This window comes from Streptomyces sp. NPDC059989 (assembly GCF_042736975.1).
Classification (GTDB): Bacteria; Actinomycetota; Actinomycetes; order Streptomycetales; family Streptomycetaceae; genus Streptomyces.
The window spans coordinates 94,472-117,032 of sequence record NZ_JBHWUO010000025.1 but is presented as its reverse complement, the minus strand read 5'-3'; the positions used below and the strand labels follow the sequence as shown (position 1 = coordinate 117,032).

Here is a 22,561-nt window from a genome sequence, read left to right as displayed (position 1 = left end):
GGTCAGTGCCCCAGCACCGCCATCGCCGCGTTGTGGCCGGGGACCCCGCTCACGCCGCCGCCCCGGACCGCCCCCGCACCGCACAGCAGTACGTTGCGGTGGGCGGTCTCCACGCCCCACCGCCCGCCCGCGCCGGCGTACGGCCACGACAGGTCCCGGTGGAAGATGTGGCCGCCGGGCAGCCGCAGGTCGCGCTCCAGGTCCAGCGGGGTCTTCGCCTCGATGCACGGGCGGCCGTCGGCGTCGAAGGCGAGGCAGTCGGTGAGCGGTTCGGCCAGGTGCGCGTCGAGCTGCGCCAGGGTGGCCGTCAGGAGCACCTCGCGCGCCTGCTGGTTGTCCTTCTCGAAGAGCCGGGCCGGGGTGTGCAGCCCGAAGAGGGTGAGCGTCTGGTAGCCCTGCTCCACCAGGTCGGGCCCGAGGATCGTCGGGTCGGTCAGCGAGTGGCAGTAGATCTCCGAGGGCGGTACGGACGGCAGTTCGCCGGAGGCGGCCTCCGCGTAGGCCCGGGCGAGCTCGGCGTACCCCTCGGCGATGTGGAAGGTGCCGCCGAAGGCCTCGCGCGGATCCACGGCGGTGTCCCGCAGCCGCGGCAGCCGCCGCAGCAGCATGTTGACCTTGAGCTGGGCCCCCTCGGGGGCCGGCTCCGCCGACGGGGTCTCGCCCAGGAGTTCGGCCAGCGCCCGCGGGGAGGCGTTGACGAGCACCGTGCGCCCGACGACCCGCCCCTCCCCCACCGCGGTACGGAACACCACCTCGGCCGGCGCGATCCCGTCCGTGTCGATGCGCAGCACCTCGTGCCCGGTGGCGATCTCCGCCCCGGCCTCCCGCGCGGCCGCCGCCAGGGCGTCCGTCAGGGCGCCCATGCCCCCGACCGGGACGTCCCAGTCGCCGGTGCCGCCGCCGATGACGTGGTAGAGGAAGCAGCGGTTCTGCGCGAGCGAGGGGTCGTGGGCGTCGGCGAAGGTGCCGATCAGCCCGTCGGTCAGGACCACGCCCCGCACCAGGTCGTCGGCGAAGCGCGCCTCCACCGCCTGCCCGAGGGGTTCCTCGAACAGCATCCGCCAGGCGGCGTCGTCGTCGATGCGGGACCGCAGCTCCTCCCGCGTGGGCAGCGGCTCGGTGAGGGTCGGGAAAACCCTCTCGGCGACCCGCCCGGTGGTTCCGTAGAAGGCGCGCCAGCTCTCGTACTCCCGCTCCGAGCCGGTCAGCCGCGCGAAGGACTCCCGGGTGCGCGCCTCGCCGCCGCCGACGAGCAGCCCGCCGGGCCGGCCGTCGCGCTCGACGGGCGTGTACGAGGACACCGTGCGCCGCCGCACCGAGAAGCGCAGCCCCAGATCGCGCACGATCTTCGCGGGGAGCAGGGAGACGAGGTAGGAGTAGCGCGACAGGCGGGCGTCGAGCCCGGCGAACGGGCGGCTGGAGATGGCCGCACCGCCGGTGTTCCCGAGCCGTTCCAGGACGAGCACCGAGCGGCCCGCCCGGGCCAGGTACGCGGCGGCGACCAGGCCGTTGTGTCCGCCGCCCACGATCACGTCGTCGTATACGTCCCGCCCGAAGGCACCGGAACCCCGCATGGCAGTCATGGCTCTTGGTAGCACACCTGGCCCAGCCGCTCCAGACAGTGCGCCTCGTCGGCGTGGGCCAGGGCGGTGTCGGGATGTTCGTCGCCGAGGGCCCGCTCGCGGATGCCGGACAGCTCGCGGTAGATGGGCAGCGCCTCGTCCCAGCGGCCCAGCCGGCCCAGTCCCGCGGCGAGTTCGCGGCGGCTGACCAGGGTGTCGGGGTGCTCGGGGCCCAGCGCCTTGGCCCGGGCGGCGCCCACCTGCCGGGCCTCTGCGACGGCCTCCTCCCAGCGGTCCAGGCGGCCCAGGTTGACGCCGAGGACGTGCCGGGCGCGGAGCGTCTCGGGGTCGGCGGCCCCGTAGGCGCGGGTGCGGTCGCGGACCAGGGCCCGGAAGAGGTCGAGGGCCTGGGCGGCGTGGCCGGTGCGGCCGAGCGCGATGCCGACCTCGTAGCGCGCGGCCAGGGTGTCGGGGTGGTCGCGGCCGAGGACGCGCTCCCGTACGGCGGCGACCTCCCGGAACGCGGCCAGGGCCTCCTCCCAGCGGTCCAGGCGGCCGAGCGCGTACGCCACCTCGTAGCGGGTCAGGAGCGTGTCCGCGTGCTCGGCTCCGAGTACGGCCGCCCGGTCGGCGGCGACCTCGGCGGCGGCGTGGTGGGCCTCCGAGAACCGGCCGAGGGCGCCCAGGGCGCAGGCCAGGTTGTGGCGGCAGCGCAGGGTGTCGGGGTGGCGCGGCCCGACGGTGCGCCGGCGGGCGACGAGCACCGCGCCGTAGATCTCGTAGGCCTCTCGGTGGCGTCCGAGCCTGCCCAGTTCGTACGCCGCCTCCTGGCGCGCCGCGAGGGTGTCGGGGTGGTCCGGGCCGAGTACCCGGGTGCGCCCCTCGGCCACGGCTTCGTACACGGCCAGAGCCTCCTCGGGCCGACCGGCGCGGCTGAGGGCGAAGGCCCGGGTGTGGCCGGCGGCGAGGGCCTCGGGGCCGGTTTCCCGCGGGCCGGGGACGCGCGGGACCCCGTACACGGCGGTGAGCCGCGGGTCCTCGTCGGGGGCGGGGCGGACGATCCGGTGGGGGCCGCTCGCGTGGGGGACGGCGTGCGGGCCGCTCGGGCGCGGGGCTGCGTACCCTCCGCTCGGCGGGCCGGCATGCGCGCCGCTAGGGCGGGGGGCTGCGTGCTCTCCGCTCGCGTGCGGCGCGGGCCCGGCCGGCTGAGCGGGCGGGACCGCCTGGGCGGCCTGAGCGGGCACCACGGCCTGGGCGGGCACGGGCGACTGGGCGCGCGCCGCCGCCTGGGCGGGCTGCTCGCCGCTGGGTCGCGCGGCCGTCCAGGAGCCGGTGAGCACGGCCCATTCCCCGCTCGCGGGGCGGGCGTCGATCCCGGCCTTTCGCCCGGCCGTCATCCCGCGGGCCCAGGCCGGCAGCGGGGCCTGCGCGCCCGGCAGCCCGCCGGGGCCGAGGCGTGCTTCGACGAGGCGCCGGTGCAGGTGGCGGGCGTCGCCGGGGCGGTCCTCGGGGCGCTTGGCGAGCAGGTCGAGGACGACCTGCTCGAAGTAGCCGGGCAGTTCGGGGCGGTGCTCGCGCGGCGGCACGGGCGCGGTGTCGCGGTGGCCGACCAGGACCGACCAGGAGTCGCCGAGGTCGAAGGGCGGGGCGCCGGTGGCGATCTCGTAGAGGACGCAGCCGAGGGAGTAGAGGTCGCTGCGGTGGTCGACCTCGCCGCCCGCGATCTGCTCGGGCGACATGTAGTGCGGGGTGCCCATGGCCATGCCGCCGCCGGTGAGCTTGGCGGTGAAGCCGATGTCGTGGGCGAGGCGGGCGATGCCGAAGTCGCAGATCTTCACGGTGCCGTCGGTGAGCCGCATGATGTTGGCCGGCTTCAGGTCGCGGTGGACCACTCCCTGGTCGTGGGTGTAGCCGAGGGCGGCGGCCATCTGCTCGGCGATGTCGACGACCACGTCCACGGGGAGCGGGCGCGTCTCGTTGTCGGCGAGGAGCTGGCTGAGGTTGCGGCCTTCGAGGAGCTCCATGACGAGGTACAGGGGGCCGCCCGCGGCGCTGTCGTCGCCGAAGTCGTGGACGACGGTGACGCCGCGGTGCTGGAGGGATGCGGCGACGCGCGCCTCGCGGCGGAACCGCTCGCGCAGCACCTGGGTGAAGTGGGCGTCCTGCTCCGGTCCGAGCGGTTTGAGGCATTTCACGGCGACCTGCCGGCCCAGCGACTCGTCGCGGGCGCGCCATACCTCGCCCATGCCGCCGCGGCCGATCAGATCGAGTGACCGGTACCGGCCCTGGATCAGTCTGGACTCCGCCATGTCTTGAAGCCGCCCCCGTCGTCGTGCGATGCCCTCCCCGGCCGGTCCAGTATGGCCGCTGATGTACGCAGTGTGTACGGCGAGGGGCGACTCCCGGGGCCCATGCGGCGCATCGCTTTCAAGATGTGACCTGGCGGCAGCTGCCAGCGCAGACCTGCGGGAATGCTGCGCAGCATGCGTCCGGTGAGGCGCAGGCGGCGGGTGATGCTGCGCGGGGCCGGTGCGGGGCGCCCGTACAGCTGGTGCGCCCATCCGGGGAGGGATCCGTAGGCGAGGCCGGCGAGCGGGCGCCACAGCAGGTTTCGGCCAGGGACGAGGAGCGGGTGGATGGGTGGGGCGCGCAGGAAGTCGTCCACGTCGTGGGCGTCGGGGCCGGCGGCGAGCTCGGGGCGGACCGTCTCGAAGTAGGCGGCGAGGGCTGCCGTGTCCGCCGGTACCCCGGCCGGGTCGAGACCGACGAGGCGGGCGTTGACCCGGTTCTCGTCGACGTAGCGGTCGGCCTGGGCGAGGGTGAGCCGGACTCCGGAGCGGCGCAGGACGTGCAGGAAGCTGTCGATCTGCGCGCAGTGGATCCAGAGCAGGAGCTCGGGGTCGTCCACGGGGAAGCGCTCGCCGGTGTCCGGATCGGTGGCGGACAGGGTGCGGTGGATGGCCCGGACGCGGGCGCCGGCCCGTTCGGCGGCCTCGGTGGTGCCGTAGGTGAGGGTGCCGACGAAGTCGGCGGTGCGCAGCAGCCGTCCCCAGGCGTCCTTGCGGAAGTCGCTGTTCGCCATGACCCCGCGGACGGCGCGCGGGTGCAGGGCCTGGAGGTAGAGCGCGCGGACCCCGGCGATCCACATCATCGGGTCGCCGTGGCAGTTCCAGGTGACGGAGGACGGCCCGTACAGGCCGGGGTCCGGCAGCCCGGGGTCCGGCAGCCCGGGGTCCGGGTCGGCGCCGGACGCGGGTCTCGCGGTGGTTTCCACCTCGCACGCCTACCCGTACCGCCCGTCGGTGATGCGTGGCAACCGGGTCTGCCGTCGTCAAGGCCCGGGGTCCCGGGGCGGCCTTGGATCCGGCTACCGGTCGACCAGCGCGTACAGGCCGGATACCGCGGCGCCGCGGCGCCGCTTGGCCTCGATCGTCGTCATGCCGGCGTGCAGGCGGGTCGCGCCGTGGGCATAGGCGTCTTCGGCGGGCAGGTAGTACATGAGGTTGAAGTACAGGTGGGGCGCCGGGTGCCGCCGGTCGACGGCGACCGCACGGATCCACGTCGTGGCCCCGTAGTGGTAGTACAGGCAGAACCCGATCATCCGCTGCCGGTCGTAGGCGGCCACCACGCGCGCTTCGCTGCCCATCGCCGCCGCCTGCCGCTTCAGCAGCCCGGTCATCGCGTCGGTGCCGTCCCGGTCGTGCCCGTGGTCCTGCTGGTGTCCGGCGAGCAGGACCCCGGCGTCCTCGAAGCAGTCGGAAAGGGCCTGGTGGCGCACGTCGAGGGCGGCGGCGGCGAAGGCGCGGCGCTCGCGGCGTATGCCGACGCGGCGCTGCGAGGGCAGGGAGGCGATGTAGTCGTCGATGCCCGCGCCGGGCAGCGCGATGAGCGCGTCGTCCTCCAGGTGGAGGGGGCGTTCGGGGTAGGAGCGGGCGAGCAGGGTGGCGGCCGGGGTGGTGAGGTAGGGCCACCAGTGCGTCGTGTCGTTGCGGTCGGCCAACCGGCGTGCGGCGTCTCGCAGGAGGGTGAGGCAGGCGTCTCGCTGTTCGGCTTCGAGGCTGGGGGCGGTGAGCGGGGTGTTGTGGTAGCCGCGCCGCGCACCGGCGATCACGCGGGGCCGCAGATGTGGGGGCAGCACGGTGTCGGGCCGGTAGGAGTCGTTCGGTTCGTCCCGCACCAGGTAGAGGGGTGCGGCGGCGAGCAGGTTGCCCGTGTGGCCCCGTACGAGTGCGTAGGCGCAGGTGGCGGTGGGTTCTTCTTCTTCGCCGGCGAGCCACCGGTGGGAGAGGTAGAGGCCGGCAGGCCGGGCGAGGTGCTCCCACTCGGCAGCGGGTACGGCGTGGATGGATTCGACGATGCTCGTGATCAACGCGGTTTCCTTCGGCGGTGGCGGTTGGGTGCCTTCAGGGCGGGAGCGGCGAACACGGCGATCAGGCAGGCGGCGGCTTCGACGCCCCACGGCAGGAGGGGCCCGGCTTCCAGCAGCAGGGTGAACAGGGCGGGAGCCGCGACCATGCCGATCGCCCAGGAGAACTGGTACAGGCCCTGTGTGAAGCCCCCGGCCGCCTCGGGGGTGAGGCTGACGGACAGTTCGCTCAACGCCGGGCCGAGGAGGATCTCCGCCACGCTGAACAGCGCGATCGCGACGACGAGGGCCGCCCAGGCGGTGAAGGCGAGGGAGGGCGACCCAGGCAGCGCGGGCAGCGCCGGCAGCGCGAACGCCGTCATCCCCACGGCCATGACCAGGTATCCGGCCGCCACGGCGCGGCGGGGCGCCTTGGGCGCCACGTGCACGGTGACGACCGTCGAACACCCGGAGACGATCACGGTGTTGATGACGAACAGCACGCTCGCCGCCGACGCGGGAAGCCCCAGGGCGCGGGTGGTGTAGAGGGCGACGAGCACGGCGAGGGCGGCCTGGGCGAGGACGTAGGGGATGTTCACGGCGACGAGCAGCAGGTAGCGGCGCGCATGGTCCGCCCGGGTCACCAGCGCGGTCGGCGGCGCTTCGTCAGGTGCCGGTGGAGTGGTGCTGAGGGCGGCGAAGCAGGCCGCGGCCAGCAGGTACGTCGCGGCATCGACCGCGATCATCCACCACAGCGAGCCCTTCCCGAACACCGTCAGGGCCCCCGCCGCGCCGGCGGACCCGGCGGCGAGGCCGATGTTGCGCAGCGAGCCGGTGAACGCGAACCACGACCGGCGCTCCTCGGGTGCGGTGACGTGCGTGATCAGGGTGCGCTGCGCGGTGAAGTACATGTTGATCCCGGCCTGCACGAGCACGTGCACGCCGACGACGTGCCACGGCTCGCCGGCGAACAGGAACAGGGTGAACCCGGCGGCGGAGAGGATGTTCGCCCACACCACGACCCGTTTGGGCCCCACCCGGTCCATGAGGCGTCCGGCGAGGAACGTGACCGGCAGCGCGATGGCCTGCCCCACCGTCATCGCCACGCCCACCTGTGCCAGGGGCAGACCCCGTACGTCGGTGAAGTAGAGGAGTCCCAGCGGCAGGAGCATGCCGTTGCCGACGGAGTCGATCAGGTTGCCGGTGATGAAGAGGCCGTGTCCCCGCAGCACGGGCAGGCCGAGGCGGTCCGCGGTGCGGGGGCGGCGGCGGGTGTCCGTGGCCGCGCTCACGGGCTCAGCAGGGAACTGATCTTGCCCATGACCTCGGCCGCGGGGAAGCCGGTCGCCTGGTGCAGTTCCGTCAGGGCCCGCACGGTCTTGCCCTCCTCGCCTTCGGCGAGGGTGACCACGACGATGTCCCCGTGGGAGGCGCCGTCGATGACCAGTTCGTGCGCGGTGACCACCGTGACGCGCTCCCGCAGCCCGGCCACCACAGCCGGGGGGATGCGGTCCTCGGCGAGGAATTCGATCGCCCACCCGGCCCGTTGCACCATGCCGCCGGCCGGCGGGATGCCCCGGGCCATGCGGGCGAGGGAGGTGAACGTGTTCGTGCCCGACGCGGCGCAGGACAGGGTGGTGGCGCCGCCGATGCGCGGGTTGATCTCCAGGACCACGAACCGGCCGCCGGTGTAGACCATGTCGACGTTGACCGACCCGTACACCCCCAGGTTCCCGCACAGGGTGACCAGGGTGCGGGCCACGTCGACGAACGCGGCGTCCGCTTCCGCACGGGGCCCGCACCAGCGCAGGTCGGCGAAGGTGAACACCGGCTCCGTCCCGGCGCGTCCGGTCCAGCACAACGGCAGGACCCGGTAGGAGCCGGGCCGCCCCACGATGTCCACGCTGCACAGGTCGCCTTCGACGACCTGTTCCACCACGGCCGAGACCTCCGGCGGGGACGCGAGGTAGGCGTCCAGATCGGCGGGTGAGCGCAGGGTCCGGATGCCCATGCTGGTCGAGTCCCACACGGGCTTGGACATCAGCGGATAGCCGATCCGTTCGGCTTGCACGCGCAGCGCGTCCCGGTATCCGGGCACCGGCAGGCCCCGCTCCGCCAGCAGATCGGAGTCGGCGCGGAACCCGTCCGGCACCTTCAACCCGGCCTGTTTGCAGAGCTGTTTGGTCTCCCACTTGTCCACCAGCAGCATCGTCGACGCGAGCGGTGTCATGACCGTCGGGATGCCGGCGGCGTCCAGGAAGGCCTTGGCCGCGGCGTCACGCACCGCGTTCTCGCACGGCAGCGAGATCGACACCGCCGCGTCCGCCCCCCAGGCGGCGACCGCGTCCGCGAGCTCCCGCGGCGTCACCTCCCGGTCGAGCCGTTCCCGGTATCCGGGGAAGTCGTCGTCACCGGCGCTGCCGCTGGTGTGGAACAGCCCGGCCTCGATCCCGTCGGCCGCGAGCCCGCGGACGGCCTGCTGGATGTACGGGTCGGCGCGCCGGATGCCGACCGACCGCAAGAACGCCATCTTCCGCACCTGTTTCAGCCCACTTCCACTCGGGACCGGGCGGCCACCTGATCCGCGAGGCCGCGTGCTTGCTCCACCGTTTCCGCGCGGGCCACCACGTGCCCGATCCGGCAGGCCGAGTCCGCCGGCTCCGGGACCGTGTCCCCGGGCCGAAGATGCAACTCACTGTGCGTACCGGGGGTTTGCGGGATGAACACCTGCCGCAGCACCCCGCCGTGCTCGGGCAGCAGGAACCGGATCGTCGCCGCGTCCGTGGCAGAGGCGACGGTGTCGGGGACCCGGCCGAGAACGGCCTGGAGGTAGGCGACGGCCTCGTTCACGCCCGTCGCGGCCTCGATGATCTCGCACAGGTTGTCCCCCGGCAGGCGGGCGCCGGTCTCGATCACGTACGGGGTCGCCGTGCCCGGGGGGATCTTCAGCTCCGTGTGCGCGATCCCGTTGCGCACGCCGACGGCGAGCGCCGCCCGCGCCGCGGTGTGCTGCACCCGCCTGGCGAGCGGCGCGGACAAACCGGAGGGGCAGGTGTGCCCGGTCTCGATCCGGTACCGGCCCTCGGTGGTGTCCTTCCTGACGACCGGCAGAGGGTAGGCCACCCCGTCCGCGACCACCGTTTCACAGGAGTACTCCGCCCCGGGGATGTACTCCTGCACCAGAGCCCGCGCGTCGAGCTTCAGGCCGTGCGGGTGGGCGTACGTGTACTGCCGGGCCGCGCCGACCGCGGAGGCGAGCCGATCCGGGCCGTCCACCACGGACACGCCCCACGAGCCGCCCTGTTCGGCGGGCTTCACCACCAGCGGCCAACCCAGCCCGCGCGACCGGGCCGCCCGGTGCGCCTCGGCCCCGTCGTGCACCACCGTCCAGCGGGGGGCCGGGATCCCGGCCGCGGCGAACGCCTCACCCATCAGGATCTTGTTCCTGGCCGCCCGTGCGAGCAGGGGGTCGTTGCCGGGCAGGCCGACCCGCTGAGCGAGCTGTGCGGCGAGCGGGGTGAACAGCTCGAAGCAGGCGGCGATACCCGCGATGGCGTGCTGCCGGCAGAAGGCTTCCATGTCCGCCAGGGCCCTCGGGGTATCCGTGAGGTCCGTCGCGCACACCCCCGCGAGGGCCGATCGCAGCCGGTCCGGGTAGCCGTCGTGGATGTCCTTGCGGGTGGCCGCGTAGAGGGGCAACCCCAGGCGGCCCGCGGCCTCGACGAGGAAGCGTCCCGCGTTCCCCATCGGCTCGATCACCAGCACTCCCGGGCCGCGCGGGCCCGCACCGATTGTCATTCGACCAGCAAAGCCGCGGGGTGCGGGAAGCGGCTATGGGCCTGACAAACGAAAACAACTTGCCTCACAGCATGAGCTTTTAGAGCAAAGTCCAGTCAACTGGTCAGTAGTCGCACGGCATTTGGTGCGCACACCCGATGGAGTCGCACGAGCGTCCCATGGTCGGATCGTCACGCCAGGTAAACCGCACCCGCGACCCGAACGGGGAACGAGCACCGTGACCAGCCTGCGCCAGCAGCTAGCCGACCACATCGACCAGGGCGTCATCCCGCCCTACCAGTACTCGTACCCGCCGCGCTCCACCTACCGCCCCCTCCCGGAGGGCAAGTGGACCATCCCCGACGTGTGGGCGTTGGACCTCGCCAACTACCAGGTCCCCGAACTCAACCTCTACCTGCACGTCCCCTTCTGCGACCGCAAATGCGGCTTCTGCAACCTCTACACGATCATCAGCACGGACGAGGACGTCTTCGACGCCTACACCGACGCGCTGTGTACCCAGATCCGGGATCACGCCGAGATCATCCAGGCCCGCCGCCTGCGCACGATCTACATCGGCGGCGGCACCCCCGCCCTGCTCAAGCCCCGCCACTTCGAGCAGATCTTCACCACGATCGGAGGCATCTACCCCAACTGGCGCTCCACCGTCGAGGAAGTCGCCGTCGAAGCCACCCCGTCCTCCATCGCCGACGCACCCGCCGAGTTCAAGGCCCTGATCGACATGGGCCTCACCCGCGCCAACGTCGGCATCCAGTCCCTCGTCCCCCGCGAGATCCGCGAAGCCGGCCGCGGCGGCGAAGACGAGGGCGTCATCCGCCGCGCCATCCACACCGCGCACGAACTCGGCCTGCCGGACCTGTCCACCGACCTGATCATGGGCTTCGCCGGACAGACCCCCGAAACCTGGCGCCACAGCGTGAACGAGCTGGCCGCCCTCCGGCCCACCACCATCAGCACCTACTTCCTCACGGTGCGGCCGGACGCCTGGTTCTCCAAGACCGGCGCCTACCAGTACATGTGGCAGCCCGAGCTGTACGACCGCTACGACTACGCCCGCCGGGTCTTCCTCGACCACGGCTACGTCCAGGAAGGCTCCGTCCGCTACAAGAAGCCCGGCCGCGGCGGCTACGCCCAGAAGGTCCTCACCTTCCACGGCGTCCCCCTGCTCGGCCTCGGCGTCGGCGCCCGCTCCTACACCAGCGTGCTCGACTACATGACCGGCAGCGTCAAGCCCTCTACGGCCGAGGTCGCCGACTACATCACCAAGGCCAGGGCCCACGAGATCGCCCCCGTCACCGGCATCGAACTGACCGGCGAGGAGATCGTCCGCAAGCGCCTCGTCCTCGACTCCTTCGACCTCGACCTCACGGAACTCGACCGCTTCGGCTACCAGAAGCACGCCGCCGAGTTCGAACCCGTCCTCGACGCGGCCGAGTCCAACGGGCTCGTCCACCGCATCGGCCGCCGCGTCCAGCTCACCCCCAAGGGCTTCAAGTACCGCGACGTCCTCTCCTGGATGTTCTACTCCGAGCACGTCAAGGGCCTCGACCGCGAGTACTACGAAGACCTCCACGCGGCGAACAGCCGTGCCCGGCAGAACATGGGAGCAACGCCCGTACGCATCACGGGCGTCGACCTGCGCGGGGGAGCCGCGTGAGCGACCTGTACGTAGCGGCGGGCGGCGGAGGAGACCCCATCGGCACCCTCATCGCCGCCCGCACGATCACCCCCGACCCGGCCCCGCCGCTGATCGCCACCTACGCATGGGAACGCCCCGAAGTCGACCCCACCCCCGGGCCCCTCGGGGAACGGGACTTCGCCGGGCTCGCCCGCGAGGCCGGGGGCGCCGCGGCGTTCACGCCCGCCAGCCGCGCCCGCCTCCCGGCCGGATCCACCATGCCCGGCCTGGCCGGGGATCTGCCGGCTCGGCTGCTGCTGCTCGACCCCGCCCGGGGGCTCTCCTCCCTGGCGCAACAGGTCGCCGCCACGGCCCGGGCCGCGGGCGGCCGGATCCGCGTCGTCGACATCGGCGGCGACATCCTCACCCATGGCAACGAGCCCACCCTGTGCAGCCCGTTCGGGGATGCCTTCACCCTCGCCGTCTGCCACCTCACCGGCATCCCCACCACCGTCCACATCGCAGGCCCCGGCCTCGACGGGGAGATCGGCGAACAGGTCCTCCTCGAACGCCTCACCGGACACCACTCCCTCACCCCGAGCCCGGCCGCGGCCTCGGCAGCCGCCGGCGCGCTGGCCTGGCACCCCTCCGAAGCCTCAGCACTGTGGGCGGCCGCCATCCACGGCGCCCGCGGCACCGTCCGCACCGCCCACCACACCCTCCGCCTCACCGAGGTCTCGCCACGGCTGTACCACCTGCCGCTCGAGGAAGCCATCGGCCACAACCCGGTCGCACAAGCCCTCCTCGACGAGCGCCCGGCAACCCTGCAGGCGGCGGCCGACCTCTCCCACCGGCTCACCGGCATTCACGGGCTGGACCCCGAACGCACCCCGGCGGCCCGGCAGGACCCGCCCGCCGGCGGGACCGCCTTCCTCAGCCAGGACGGGGTCGTGAAGACCCTCCGCGAAGCGGCCGAAGGAGCCGACCACCTCACCCTCCGGTACGCCGCCCGCACCCTCGGCCTCACCTGGACGGACATCCCGGCCCTCCGGGACCTCCTCGACACCGACACCCCACTGCTCAGGATCACCTGAACCGCACGCCGAAGGGCCCGGCACACCCACCGTGTGTGCCGGGCCCCGCCCGGGGCGCTACCTCCGGACGCGGGGCATGCCGAGGCCGATCCAGGAGATGATCTCGCGCTGGATCTCGTTGTTGCCGCCGCCGAAGGTGAAGATGACGGCGCTGCGGTAGCCGCGTTCGAGTTCTCCGTGCAGGACCGCGCCCGCGGAGCCGTCCTTCAGGGAGCCGGCCGCGCCGACGATCTCCATGAGCCAGGCGTACGCGTCCCTGCGGGCCTCGGAGCCGTAGACCTTGACGGCGGAGGCGTCCTGCGGGGTGAGGGTGCCGGACTGGACGGCGTTGACCATCTGCCAGTTGAGCAGCTTCATCGCGTCGAGCCGGGCGTGGGTGCGGGCGAGGCGGCCGCGGACCCAGGTGAGGTCGATGACGCGGCGCCCGTCGGCGAGCTTGGTCTCGGCGGCCCAGCGCTGGACGTCGTGCAGGGCGCGGATGGCCATCGTGCCGTGGGCGGCGAGGGTGACCCGCTCGTGGTTGAGCTGGTTGGTGATCAGGCGCCAGCCCTTGTTCTCCTGGCCGACGCGGCGGCTCGCCGGGACGCGGATGTTCTCGTAGTAGCTGGCGGTGGTGTCGTGGGAGGCGAGGGTGTTGATGAGGGTGCAGGAGTAGCCGGGGTCGGCGGTCGGCACGAGGAGCATGGTGATGCCCTTGTGCGCGGGGGCGTCCGGGTCGGTGCGGACGGCGAGCCAGACCCAGTCGGCGGTGTCGCCGTTGGTGGTCCAGATCTTCTGGCCGTTGACGACGTAGGTGCCCGTCTCCTCGTCGCCCTCGCGCACGGCCTTGCACTTGAGGGCGGCGAGGTCGGTGCCGGCGTCGGGCTCGCTGTAGCCGATGGCGAAGTCGATCTCGCCGGCGAGGATCTTGGGCAGGAAGTACGCCTTCTGCTCGTCGGTGCCGAACTGCATGAGGGTCGGCCCCACGGTGTTGAGCGCCATCAGGGGCAGCGGTACGACGGCCTGCGCGGCCTCGTCGAAGAAGATGAACTGGTCCATCGGCGACATGCCGCGCCCGCCGTACTCCTTGGGCCAGCCGACGCCGAGCCAGCCGTCGGCGCCGAGGCGGCGGATCGTCTCCCGGTAGTAGCGCTTCTGGGCGGCCGGGTCCTCGTAGCGGGCGTGGACGTCCTCAGGCACCAGCTCGGCGAAGTAGGCGCGCAGCTCGGTGCGCAACTGCTGCTGCTCAGGCGTGTATTCGAGGTGCACGGCCCCTCCGGGAGTCTCGCGGTCCAGCCGGTCGCTGTGTGGCGGCGGTCAGAGTAGAACCTGTTGCAAGAATCCGGAAGGGCCTGGACCGACCCCGGAAGGACCGGGACCGACCCCGGAAGGGGGCGGGCGCTGCCCGCCCCCTTCGGTGGACGGCTTGCGCTATCCGTCCTGGCGGCACTGGCCGGATCGGGGACCCGTCACGGTGTTGCCCGCCTGGTGGAACACCGGCTCGTTGCCGTTGCAGCGCAGCGGGCCGGTCACCGTGTTGGCCGACAGCTCGGCGCCGCCGGTGTTGGCGTCGACGGTCACCGGACCCCGGAAGGTGTTGCCGCCGCAGGCCGCCGACTCGCGGTCCGAGCCGATGAGCACCTGGCCGGTGCCCTTCTCGACGGTGACCGGGCCGGTGAGGCCCGATCGGCAGACGGTGAGGGCGAGGGCGCCCGTCGCCGACAGCGGGCCGGTGACCGTGGCGTCCGACACGGCGAGCGCCCCGCCGGGCCGCACGCTGACCGGGCCCGTCTGGCTGCCGCCGGCACCGATGCAGACCGCCTCGCCGGAGGCCACGGTCAGCGGGCCGACGTGCGCCGTGGTGAGGCAGGGGCGGCTGAATCCCACGGCGATGTCGGTGGGCGCCGCCGTCGCGGCCGGCGTGAAGGCCGGGTCACCGCTGTAGCGCGCGGTGATCGGGTGGGCGGTGGGCTGGAGCGTGCCGGTACGGATGCTCGCCCGGCCGTCCTGGAGCGGCGCGGTGGCCAGCGGGGTCGTCCCGTCGAAGAAGGTGACCTCCCCGCCGGGGGTACCGGCGTCCGGGTTCGCCGGAGCCACGGTCGCGGTGAGGGTGACGGGCCGCCCGAACAGCGGGGTGGCCGTGTCCGCGGCCACGGCCACCGAGGCCCCGTAGCGGAAGGAGACGACCGCCTTGCCGTTGCCGCGGTTGACGCCCTGGGCGAGCATCGCGCCGGTGGCGGTCGGCGCCGCGAAGCTGCTGCCCCCGCCGCCGCCGGCCCCGTAGAAGTTGCCGGGCCTGCCGCCGCCGGAGCCGCCGCCGCCGGCGAACCAGCCGCCGCCACCGCCACCGCCGCCGTTGCCGCCCATGCCGCCGTTGCCACCGGAACCACCGCTCCCGGGGTTGGGCTTGCTGCCCCACGAGTCGATGTCGCTGCCCGGGGCCCCCGGAGCGCCGACGGAGTTGTTGCGGGGTCCGCCCGCGCCGTGGGCGGACTGGGTTCCGCCGCCGCCCGCGAGGCCGGAGCCCTCCGGGCCGCCGCCCTGGCCACCGGGCTCCGCGACGAGCCCGCCGCCGTGGCCCCCGCGCAGCAGCGGTCCGCCGTTGCCCGCGCCACCGCCGCCGCCGGCCACCAGGACCCGGTCGGTCCCGCCGAAGGCGCCCGTACGCAGGTCGGTGGCGCCGCCCCCGGAACCGCCGCCGCCGTGGGCTCCGCCACCGCCGGAGCCGTGGCCGGTGCCGCCGGGGCGGGCGTACTCGCCGTGCCGGGAGGTGCCGGAGCTGCCGACTCCGCCGACGGTGATCTGGAGGTTCTGGCCCGGCGTGAGGGCCAGGTTCGCGCGGGTCTGGCCGCCCAGCCCGCCGGGGGCTCCCGTGTTCGGGGGAGCAGGGGCGACGAAGCCGGCGGCGCTGCCGCCCTCGGCGCCGAAGAGATCGACCGTCACCTCGGTCACCCCCGCCGGGACGGTGAAGGTGTCCGTACCGACATCGGAGTAGGTGCAGGTGGGCGTCGAGGCGGTGAAAACGCCGCCCGTGCCGCAGGGAGCGACGGCGGCCGGGGTCGCCGGATCGGCCGTCGCGGGGAGGGGCGCCATCGCGGCGGCCACCAGGCCGGCCGCACCGGCCGCCTTCAGGATCTTCGATCGGTACATGCTCAAGGGGGTTCCAGACGACGGTACTTGGGAGACGAGACGTGCGGGGCCGCAGCCGGCCACGACCGTGGCCATGGCTGCGGCGACCGTCCTACGGGTACGGGTGGCTCAGACGCCGTCGTTGGCGCAGAGCGCCCAGGCGTCGGAGTAGGTGTTCGGCGAGCTGCCTCCCCCGGTGTGGGTGAAGGCCGACCAGTACGAGGCCGTGGTGGTCCCGTCCGCGACCGGGCTGCCCCCGGAGTCGCTGGGGTAGCTGCCGTTGAGGTGGTCGCCCGGGGAGCCCGGCCCGCTGAAGTTCGTGGTCGTGACGCTGCCTCCGCTGATCGCGGCGCCGCCGCTGACCAGCTTGCCGTCGTTCTGGCCGCAGCCGACGGTCACGGTCGCGCCGCTGGTGGCGGAGGTGGGGCCGCTGACCTCGCTGAAGCGGACCTTGACGGTCGTACCGCTGATGTTGATGTTGTTGCCGCTGCAGATGGCGTAGGCGTACGTGGTGTTGCCGCTGTCGCCGCCGCCACCGTTCCAGCCCACGGCGCTCCAGGAGTCGGGGTTGGTCTCACCGTCGGCCGCGGCCTTCTGGCCGTACGCGTGGGCGGAGTCGTTGAAGGTGGGGAAGCCGGCGATCGGCTTGAGGCTGCCGACGACGGCCGGGGTGATGCGCGCCCCGCCGCCGAGCAGCCGGGTGTTGGCCGGGCAGGTCGCGGTGACGAGGCCCGCCGTCGAGCTGGTGGTGGGTCCGGCGACCTTGTTCATCACCACCTGGGTGTGGTTGATCAGGTTACTGCTGAAGCACATCGCGTACGGGGTGCTGGAGAAGGAGGCGTTGACCGCGCCGCCGCTGCCGCCGATGCCGAGCCAGTACGTCACGTCGGTGCCGACGACACCGGTTGATCCGGTGTACTCGGTGCTGCCGTCGGGGCTCGGCGAGCTGCCGTTGATCTTGTTGCCGTTCGACGAGGCGCCGGTGCCGATGGCCTGGTTGATGCCGCCGCCGGATATCAGACCGCTGCTGCAGTGGGCGTTGGTCGATATCTCGGAGAAGGTGGTGGCGGGTCCGGAGGTGGCGCCGGGGGCCTTCACGGTCACGGCGACGGTGTTGGCGTAGGCGGTGCCCGGCGTGGCCATGGCCAGCAGGGCGCCCACGACCAGCGCCTTCCCCGCGACGGGGCGCCGCAGAAGGAACTTCCTCATCGATGTTCTCCCTTTCGGAGGTGCATCCCGGGCGCGCCATGGTGCGGATGGCGCTTGCGGAATGTAGCAGTCAGATAAGACTGCAAGTAAGGGGAGAATCTCAAGTTTGCCTAGCAAATGCGTACCTGTGGGTAGGTCTACTGTTGACCTTTCAGGCCCGGCCTGATCAGGACCTTGATGTGGTCCCGGGCGGCGCGGGCAGGCGAAGCCGCGCCCAGGCCGCCGAAGCCGGCCTCGCCGGTGACCGGATCCGCGCGCCGGGGCCGGGACGGGAGCCGTCAGGCGTAGAGGAAGAGGGCGTCGAACCAGACCAGGTCGCGTGCCGCGTCGAGGAAGTAGCGGCCTTCCACGTGATCGGCGTCCGTCGGGGCGCCGTTGACCTCCAGGTCGTGCTCCGGGCTGCTCTGCCAGACGGCGCCGTTCGGGAGGAACTTCCGTAGCGGGCCCGGGATGTCCGACGGGGCGCCGACGGAGAAGGGGACCTGCCGGGGACGGCCTATCGCCTCCGCTGCTCTCCCTTGCGGCAGACGCGCCAGACCGACGACGCGGATCCGGGATTCCGGGCCCGGGATCGAGCGTTCGTCGTAGGCGCCCTTGTTGATGCCGTAGCCGAGCCAGTGCGCGTCCGACATCTCGCCGACCGTGGCGAACCGGGCGCGCAGCGGCTCGATGTCGGTGCGGACCCGCTCCGGAGGCAGCGGCGGATCCTCGGACCGCAGGGCGTAACCGCCGGCCATTACCCCGGTCAGCAGCAGCGCGGAGCCGCCGAGCACAGCGAGGAGCCTGCGCCGGTCGATGCCGCCGCGCTGCGCTTCCATCGTCCCCCCTGGGCCCGTCAGTTCAAGGCGCCGATCATAGCGGCGGCCGTCGCCGCCATCGCCGTGCGGGCGGCCGTCAGGTAGGGCCTGGGGTCGGCCGCGGTGAGGTGGGTGCGGATGGCCTCGGTCATGGCCACGTTCAGCGCGGTGCCGATGTTGACCTTGCGGATGCCGCCCGCGACGGCGGCCGCGAGCTCGCTGTCGGGCAGGCCCGAGGAGCCGTGCAGGACGAGGGGTACGTCCACCGTCTTGGCCAGCCGGGCCAGCAGCGCGTGGTCCAGGGCGGCGGTGCGGCTGGTCATGGCGTGGCTGCTGCCGATGGCCACGGCCAGCGCGTCGACCCCGGAGTCGGCCACGAACCGGCGCGCCTCGTCGGGGTCGGTACGGGCGCCGGGCGCGTGCGGGTCCAGCGGGGCGGCCCCGTTCTTGCCGCCGACCTCGCCCAGCTCGGCCTCGATCCAGAGCCCGTTGACGTGCGCCCAGTCGGCGGCGGAGCGGGTCGCCTCCAGGTTCTCGGCATACGGCAGGTGCGCGGCGTCGTACATCACCGAGCCGTATCCCGCGTCGCCGGCCTGGCGGAGCAGCTCGGAGCTCTTGACGTGGTCGAGGTGCAGGCCGACGGGGACCGCGGCGGCCTCGGCGCAGGCAACGGCGGCCCGGGAGATCGGCAGCAGCCGGCCGCCGCGGAACTTCACGGCGTTCTCACTCAGCTGGAGGATGACGGGCAGCCCCGCCGCCTCCGCTCCGGCGACGACCGCTTCGGCGTGCTCGAGCGTAATGATGTTGAAGGCGGCGATGGCGCGGCCCGCGGCGGCCGCGTCCCGCACGAGCGTCCCCGCGGGAACCAGGCTCATCGGACCGCCTCTTCTCCGGTGGTGAGGATCACCGAGCGGGTGAGGTGGCGGGGCGCGTCCGGATCCAGCCCCTGGTGGGCGGCGACGGCGAGGGCGAGGCGGTGGACCCGGACCAGTTCGGCGAGCGGGTCGAGCCGCCCGGCCACCCACTGGGCGCCGGTGGCCCGCACCTGTTCGGCGAGCCCGTCGGGCGCCGCGTCGAGCGACCAGGTGACGGTGCCGGGCCCGGAGACGCTGATGGGCCCGTGCCGGTACTCCATCGCCGGATAGGACTCGGCCCAGGACAGGGAGGCCTCGCGCATCTTCAGCCCGGCCTCGTGGGCGAGGCCGACGCTCCACCCACGCCCGAGGAAGGTGAACTGCCCGCGGCTCTCCAGCTCGGCGGGCAGCGGCTCGGCCAGCGCCGTGCGGGCGTCGGCGACCACGCCCGCGGTGTGCAGCCCGGCGTGGGCGCGCAGCAGGGTCAGGGCGGTGGTGGCGAAGCGGGTCTGGACGACGGACTGCTCGTCGGCGAAGTCGAGGACGACCACCTCGTCGGCGAGGGTCATCACCGGGGTCGCCGGATCACCGATGACCGCGGTGGTGGGCACGCCCGCGTCCCGCAGCGCGCCCAGCAGATCCAGCACCTCGGTGGTGGTCCCGGACCGGGTCAGCGCGACGACCCGGTCGTAGCGGCGGTGGCGCGGGAACTCCGAGGCGGGGAAGGCGTCGGTCTCCCCCTGGCCCGCCTCCTCCCGCAACACGGCGGCCGCCTGGGCCATGTAGTACGAGGTCCCGCACCCGACGATCGCGGTACGCTCCCCCGGCTGCGGCAGCACCGCCCGCCGGGCCGGGGCCAGTTCGGCGGCCCGCTCCCAGCATGCGGGTTGCGTGCCCAACTCGTACGCGACGTGACTCATACAGGCTCCCTCGTGCGACAGGCGGCTCTGAATGCATTTTCTTGCAAGATAGTCCCACCTTTCGCGCAACTTCAAGCAACCACGACATGATCGCCTGAGTTACTGTCTGCGGGTAGACCGAAGGTGAGCGAAAGGGGGCGGCCGATGACCCGCAAGGAGCGATGGCAGACGCTGCTGGATCTGCTGGTGCAGCGGGGCGAGCTGGAGGTGGAGCCGGCCGCCGAGTCCCTCGGCGTGTCCGCCGCGACCATCCGGCGCGACCTCGACCAGCTCGCCGAGCAGCAGCTGCTGGTCCGCACGCGCGGCGGGGCGGTGCTCCACGGGGTCTCGTACGAACTCCCCCTGCGCTACCGCACCTCGCGCCGCGCCGCCGAGAAGGGCCGCATCAGCGAGGCGGTGGCGCGCCTGATCACGCCGGGCGAGGTGATCGGCCTGACGGGCGGCACCACCACCACCGAGGTGGCGCGTGCCCTGGCCGGCCGCCCGGACCTGGCCACGGGCTCCCCGGCCCTGACCGTGGTCACCAACGCCCTCAACATCGCGGGCGAGCTGGTGATCCGGCCGCAGTTCAAGATCGTGCTGACGGGCGGGGTGGCCCGCCCCCAGTCCTACGAGCTCACGGGCCCGCTGGCCGAACAGGTGCTCGGCCAACTGGCGGTGGACACGGCGGTCGTCGGCGTGGACGGCTTCGACCCGGCGGACGGCGCGGCAACCCGCCACGAGGACGAGGCCTCGGTCAACCGCCTGCTGTGCGAACGGGCCCGCCGGGTGGTGATCGCGGCCGACTCCAGCAAGCTGGGCGTCCGCGCCTTCGCCCGCATCTGCGCGACGGACTCGGTGGACGTCCTGGTCACGGACACGGGCCTGGCCGTCGAAGTGGCGCGCGAGTTCGAATCGGCGGGCGTCGAGGTACTGCGGGTGTAGCCACCGCCTCCCCTGCCGGCCGCTGCCCGCCGTAGGCACCCGCCTCCAGCCACGGAACCCCGCTGGACGCCGAACCGGGCGAAGCGCTCAGTACACCGGCAGCCTCTCCGACTCCCGCACCAGCGCCGCCAGCACCGGCGCGATCAGCGGGTGCGTCTCACCCCCGCGTCGCGTGGCCGCGAACACGCGGCGCGTGGCGGCAGGCCCGCTCACCGGCCTGACCTGGACCTCCTTGAGGTCCATGCCGCGCAGCGCCGAACGCGGTACGAGGGCCACCCCGGCCCCCGCGCCCACCAGCGCCGTCACCGCGCGGAAGTCATCAGACGAATGCACGAACCGCGGCTGGAAGCCCGCCAGTTCACAGGCGAGCAGGGTCACGTCATGGCACGGGTTGCCGGGATACTGGCCCACCCAGTCCGCATCGGAGAGGTCCGCAAGCGACACCGCGGGCAGGTCGGCCAGCGGGTGCCCCGAGGGCAGCACCGCGTCGAAGGGCTCCGCGTACAGCGGGAGGACCGACAGCCTGGCGTCGTCGGCCCCCGGGCCGCCCCGGTACTCGACCGCCAGCGCCACGTCCGCCTCGCCGTCGAGCAGCAGCGGCAGGCTCTGGTCGCCCTCCGCGTCCCGCACCCGCAGCCTGATCCCCGGGTGGTCGAGCGCGAGCCGGGCGATCGCCGGAGCCAGTACCTCCGCGATACCGGTCGCGAAGGCGGCCACCGTGACGTCACCGGCCGAGCCCCCCGCGTAGGCCGCGAGTTCCGCCTCCGCCCGCTCCAGCTGCGCCAGCACCTCGTGGGCGTGGCCGAGCAGGATCTCACCGGCCGCCGTGAGCCGTACGCCCCGCCCGCTCCGCGTGAGCAGGGCATGGCCCGTCTCCTGTTCCAGCGCCGCGAGCTGCTGGGAGACGGCGGAGGGGGTCAGGTACAGGGCTGCGGCCGCGGCGGTCACCGTACGGTGGTCCGCCACGGCCCGCAGGATGCGCAGCCGGCGGGGGTCGATCACCCCTCCATGATGTCAGCCCTGAGCAGCGGAAAGCGCCTCGCGGGCGTCGACGAAGGCCGCCACCGCGCGCTCCACGTCGGCCGTGGAGTGGGCCGCCGAGAGCTGCACGCGGATGCGCGCCGCGCCCATCGGGACCACCGGGTAGGAGAAGCCGATCACGTAGACCCCGCGCTCCAGGAGCAGCTCGGCCATCCGGGCCGCCTTCGCCGCGTCGCCGATCATCACGGGGGCGATGGCGTGGTCGCCGGGCAGGATCTCGAAGCCGGCCTCGGTCATCTTCGTACGGAAGAGCGCGGTGTTGGCGGCGAGCTGCTCGCGCAGGTCGCCGGCCGACTCCAGCAGGTCGAGCACCTTCAGCGAGGCCGCCGCGATGACCGGGGCGAGCGAGTTGGAGAACAGGTACGGGCGCGAGCGCTGGCGCAGCAGCTCCACGATCTCGGCGCGCGCGGCGACGTAGCCTCCGGAGGCGCCGCCGAGCGCCTTGCCCAGGGTGCCGGTGATGATGTCGACGCGGTCCATGACCCCGTGCAGCTCGGGGGTGCCTCGGCCGCCGGGGCCGACGAAGCCGACGGCGTGCGAGTCGTCGACCATGACCATGGCGTCGTAGCGCTCCGCGAGGTCGCAGATCTCCGCGAGCGGGGCGACGTAGCCGTCCATGGAGAAGACGCCGTCGGTCACGATCAGGCGGCGGCGGGCGTCCTGCGACTCCTTGAGGCGCATCTCCAGCTCCGCGAGGTCGCGGTTGGCGTACCGGTAGCGGCGGGCCTTCGACAGCCGGATGCCGTCGATGATCGAGGCGTGGTTGAGGGCGTCGGAGATGACCGCGTCCTCGGCGCCGAGCAGGGTCTCGAAGACACCGCCGTTGGCGTCGAAGCAGGAGGAGTAGAGGATCGTGTCCTCCTGGCCGAGGAACGCCGACAGCCGCGCCTCCAGCTCCTTGTGCACCTCCTGCGTACCGCAGATGAAGCGGACGGAGGCCATGCCGTAGCCCCAGCGGTCGAGCGCGTCCTTCGCGGCGGCGACGACCTCGGGGTGGTCGGCGAGCCCCAGGTAGTTGTTGGCGCAGAAGTTGAGCACCTCACCGGCCTGGCCGCCCCCGGTGACGGCGACGGCCGCGTTCTGCGGGGTGCCGATCACGCGCTCGGGCTTGTGCAGGCCGGCGGCGCGGATCTCGTCGAGGGTGGTGCGCAGGTCCTCGCGTACGGACTCGAACATGGTGGGGCTCTCCAATGCGGCGGAGGGAGGCGAACGAAGGGGGCCGGGCCCCGCGGAGGGGGGAGGGTGTGCAGGGCCCGGCCGAGGGAGATGGTCTGTGGTGATCCGTCAGGAT

Annotated in this window: 18 protein-coding genes; 3 read left to right on the top strand and 15 right to left on the bottom strand. The window is 73.2% G+C overall.

Features of this window, described 5'->3' with window-relative positions; translation table 11 throughout:
- Positions 1 to 2 precede the first annotated feature (2 nt).
- The 7 genes from ACFWBN_RS23175 to ACFWBN_RS23145 form a co-directional block, all read right to left on the bottom strand.
- A complete protein-coding gene (locus tag ACFWBN_RS23175) occupies positions 3 to 1,583 on the bottom strand; it encodes a phytoene desaturase family protein (protein ID WP_385178795.1) in 1,581 nt (526 codons plus the stop codon).
- Positions 1,580 to 3,871 carry a tetratricopeptide repeat protein gene (locus ACFWBN_RS23170; RefSeq protein WP_385178794.1) on the bottom strand — a complete coding sequence of 764 codons (2,292 nt, stop codon included), beginning with the start codon at positions 3,869 to 3,871 and terminating at the stop codon, positions 1,580 to 1,582. The genes ACFWBN_RS23175 and ACFWBN_RS23170 overlap by 4 nt, the downstream gene beginning before the upstream one ends.
- A complete protein-coding gene (locus tag ACFWBN_RS23165; RefSeq protein ID WP_385178808.1) occupies positions 3,853 to 4,788 on the bottom strand; it encodes an oxygenase MpaB family protein in 936 nt (311 codons plus the stop codon). Before ACFWBN_RS23165 ends, ACFWBN_RS23170 begins: the two co-directional genes overlap by 19 nt.
- 141 nt (positions 4,789 to 4,929) lie before the next feature.
- The gene (locus tag ACFWBN_RS23160; protein WP_385178793.1) at positions 4,930 to 5,931 is read right to left on the bottom strand and encodes a peptidogalycan biosysnthesis protein; all 1,002 of its coding nucleotides are present in this window, start codon (positions 5,929 to 5,931) and stop codon (positions 4,930 to 4,932) included.
- The gene (locus tag ACFWBN_RS23155) at positions 5,928 to 7,199 is read right to left on the bottom strand and encodes an MFS transporter (protein WP_385178792.1); all 1,272 of its coding nucleotides are present in this window, start codon (positions 7,197 to 7,199) and stop codon (positions 5,928 to 5,930) included. The genes ACFWBN_RS23160 and ACFWBN_RS23155 overlap by 4 nt, the downstream gene beginning before the upstream one ends.
- Complete coding sequence (locus ACFWBN_RS23150) at positions 7,196 to 8,437, bottom strand: acetyl-CoA carboxylase biotin carboxylase subunit family protein (protein WP_385178791.1); 1,242 nt, start codon at positions 8,435 to 8,437, stop codon at positions 7,196 to 7,198. The genes ACFWBN_RS23155 and ACFWBN_RS23150 overlap by 4 nt, the downstream gene beginning before the upstream one ends.
- 14 nt (positions 8,438 to 8,451) lie before the next feature.
- Positions 8,452 to 9,705 carry an ATP-grasp domain-containing protein gene (locus ACFWBN_RS23145; protein WP_385178790.1) on the bottom strand — a complete coding sequence of 418 codons (1,254 nt, stop codon included), beginning with the start codon at positions 9,703 to 9,705 and terminating at the stop codon, positions 8,452 to 8,454.
- 217 nt (positions 9,706 to 9,922) lie between these two features.
- Here ACFWBN_RS23145 and ACFWBN_RS23140 point away from each other — a divergent pair, with 217 nt between their 5' ends.
- Positions 9,923 to 11,362, top strand: a complete 1,440-nt coding sequence (locus ACFWBN_RS23140) for a coproporphyrinogen-III oxidase family protein (protein WP_385178789.1) — start codon at positions 9,923 to 9,925, stop codon at positions 11,360 to 11,362.
- Entirely contained in the window at positions 11,359 to 12,417 is a 1,059-nt protein-coding gene (locus ACFWBN_RS23135; RefSeq protein WP_385178788.1) for a DUF1152 domain-containing protein, read from the top strand. The genes ACFWBN_RS23140 and ACFWBN_RS23135 overlap by 4 nt, the downstream gene beginning before the upstream one ends.
- A gap of 57 nt (positions 12,418 to 12,474) precedes the next feature.
- Here the strand turns inward: ACFWBN_RS23135 and ACFWBN_RS23130 are convergent, their stop codons facing one another.
- The 6 genes from ACFWBN_RS23130 to ACFWBN_RS23105 all read right to left on the bottom strand — a co-directional run bounded on the left by ACFWBN_RS23130 (position 12,475) and on the right by ACFWBN_RS23105 (position 19,305).
- The gene (locus ACFWBN_RS23130; RefSeq protein WP_385178787.1) at positions 12,475 to 13,665 is read right to left on the bottom strand and encodes an acyl-CoA dehydrogenase family protein; all 1,191 of its coding nucleotides are present in this window, start codon (positions 13,663 to 13,665) and stop codon (positions 12,475 to 12,477) included.
- 162 nt (positions 13,666 to 13,827) lie between these two features.
- Complete coding sequence (locus tag ACFWBN_RS23125) at positions 13,828 to 15,546, bottom strand: Ig-like domain-containing protein (RefSeq protein WP_385178807.1); 1,719 nt, start codon at positions 15,544 to 15,546, stop codon at positions 13,828 to 13,830.
- A gap of 108 nt (positions 15,547 to 15,654) precedes the next feature.
- On the bottom strand, positions 15,655 to 16,734 hold the full coding sequence (locus ACFWBN_RS23120) for a hypothetical protein (RefSeq protein WP_385178786.1): 1,080 nt from the start codon (positions 16,732 to 16,734) through the stop codon (positions 15,655 to 15,657).
- A gap of 278 nt (positions 16,735 to 17,012) precedes the next feature.
- Positions 17,013 to 17,552, bottom strand: a complete 540-nt coding sequence (locus tag ACFWBN_RS23115; RefSeq protein WP_385178785.1) for a hypothetical protein — start codon at positions 17,550 to 17,552, stop codon at positions 17,013 to 17,015.
- Positions 17,553 to 17,569: 17 nt separating this feature from the next.
- Positions 17,570 to 18,406, bottom strand: coding sequence for a class II fructose-bisphosphate aldolase (locus ACFWBN_RS23110; protein ID WP_385178784.1), 837 nt, complete (start codon positions 18,404 to 18,406; stop codon positions 17,570 to 17,572).
- Complete coding sequence (locus ACFWBN_RS23105) at positions 18,403 to 19,305, bottom strand: SIS domain-containing protein (protein ID WP_385178783.1); 903 nt, start codon at positions 19,303 to 19,305, stop codon at positions 18,403 to 18,405. The genes ACFWBN_RS23110 and ACFWBN_RS23105 overlap by 4 nt, the downstream gene beginning before the upstream one ends.
- A gap of 144 nt (positions 19,306 to 19,449) precedes the next feature.
- Between ACFWBN_RS23105 and ACFWBN_RS23100 the strand changes: the two genes are divergently transcribed.
- The gene (locus ACFWBN_RS23100) at positions 19,450 to 20,229 is read left to right on the top strand and encodes a DeoR/GlpR family DNA-binding transcription regulator (RefSeq protein ID WP_385178782.1); all 780 of its coding nucleotides are present in this window, start codon (positions 19,450 to 19,452) and stop codon (positions 20,227 to 20,229) included.
- A gap of 87 nt (positions 20,230 to 20,316) precedes the next feature.
- Here ACFWBN_RS23100 and ACFWBN_RS23095 read toward each other — a convergent pair whose 3' ends face one another.
- Together ACFWBN_RS23095 and ACFWBN_RS23090 are read right to left on the bottom strand one after the other, a co-directional pair.
- On the bottom strand, positions 20,317 to 21,231 hold the full coding sequence (locus tag ACFWBN_RS23095; RefSeq protein WP_385178781.1) for a LysR substrate-binding domain-containing protein: 915 nt from the start codon (positions 21,229 to 21,231) through the stop codon (positions 20,317 to 20,319).
- Between the two features lie 12 nt (positions 21,232 to 21,243).
- Positions 21,244 to 22,446 (bottom strand): glycine C-acetyltransferase, encoded by a 1,203-nt coding sequence (locus tag ACFWBN_RS23090; protein ID WP_385178780.1) that lies wholly within the window; start codon positions 22,444 to 22,446, stop codon positions 21,244 to 21,246.
- Positions 22,447 to 22,561: the final 115 nt, after the last annotated feature.

Excerpts from the sequence above, each read along its gene's own strand:
- ACFWBN_RS23175 (WP_385178795.1), bottom strand. The coding sequence starts at position 1,583 with ATGACTGCCATGCGGGGTTCCGGTGCCTTCGGGCGGGACGTATACGAC.
- ACFWBN_RS23170 (WP_385178794.1), bottom strand. The coding sequence starts at position 3,871 with ATGGCGGAGTCCAGACTGATCCAGGGCCGGTACCGGTCACTCGATCTG.
- ACFWBN_RS23150 (WP_385178791.1), bottom strand. The coding sequence starts at position 8,437 with ATGGCGTTCTTGCGGTCGGTCGGCATCCGGCGCGCCGACCCGTACATC.
- ACFWBN_RS23145 (WP_385178790.1), bottom strand. The coding sequence starts at position 9,705 with ATGACAATCGGTGCGGGCCCGCGCGGCCCGGGAGTGCTGGTGATCGAG.
- ACFWBN_RS23125 (WP_385178807.1), bottom strand. The coding sequence starts at position 15,546 with ATGTACCGATCGAAGATCCTGAAGGCGGCCGGTGCGGCCGGCCTGGTG.
- ACFWBN_RS23120 (WP_385178786.1), bottom strand. The coding sequence starts at position 16,734 with ATGAGGAAGTTCCTTCTGCGGCGCCCCGTCGCGGGGAAGGCGCTGGTC.
- ACFWBN_RS23115 (WP_385178785.1), bottom strand. The coding sequence starts at position 17,552 with ATGGAAGCGCAGCGCGGCGGCATCGACCGGCGCAGGCTCCTCGCTGTG.
- ACFWBN_RS23110 (WP_385178784.1), bottom strand. The coding sequence starts at position 18,406 with ATGAGCCTGGTTCCCGCGGGGACGCTCGTGCGGGACGCGGCCGCCGCG.
- ACFWBN_RS23105 (WP_385178783.1), bottom strand. The coding sequence starts at position 19,305 with ATGAGTCACGTCGCGTACGAGTTGGGCACGCAACCCGCATGCTGGGAG.
- ACFWBN_RS23100 (WP_385178782.1), top strand. The coding sequence starts at position 19,450 with ATGACCCGCAAGGAGCGATGGCAGACGCTGCTGGATCTGCTGGTGCAG.
- ACFWBN_RS23090 (WP_385178780.1), bottom strand. The coding sequence starts at position 22,446 with ATGTTCGAGTCCGTACGCGAGGACCTGCGCACCACCCTCGACGAGATC.